We start from the raw sequence: 490 nt of genomic DNA, 5'->3' as shown, positions 1-490 counted from the left end.
TCTTCTCGTCAACGCACAACACCATGGCTTTGAGCGGTGGGTCGAGGTACAACCCCACGATATCGCGCACCTTCTCCACGAACAATGGGTCGGTGGAGAGCTTGAAGGTCTCCTGTCGATGAGGCTGCAGTCCAAACGCACGCCAGATACGCGTCACGGTCGACGCAGATAGATTTGCCGCGCGAGCCATACTGCGCGTGCTCCAGTGGGTGGCATTGGCCGGCACGGATTCGAGCGTCTTGGCAATAACCGCATCCACCTGTGCATCATCGATGGACCTCGGTGTCCCTGGGCGCGGCGCATCGAGCAGTCCATCGAGCCGATGCGCCACGAACCGCGCACGCCATTTCGATACGGTTTGCTGAGTGACACGCTGCTTTGCCGCGACGGTCTTGTTGTCCAAGCCTTCAGCGCTAGCCAGCACAATGCGCGCGCGTAACGCCAACGCCTGTGCGGTCTTGCGCCGCATCGTCAGCGCCTTGAGTTGCTC

1 protein-coding gene is annotated in these 490 nt (G+C 61.0%); it reads right to left on the bottom strand.

Annotation, left to right across the window (positions count from 1 at the left end; translation table 11 throughout):
• Nucleotides 1–490 (bottom strand): IS630 family transposase (locus J8I34_RS34390; protein ID WP_209808629.1); only part of this gene is annotated, 490 nt, incomplete at both ends.

Source organism: Cupriavidus phytohabitans, assembly GCF_017815025.1.
Classification (GTDB): Bacteria; Pseudomonadota; Gammaproteobacteria; order Burkholderiales; family Burkholderiaceae; genus Cupriavidus.
This window is presented reverse-complemented; position numbering and strand designations above follow the sequence as displayed.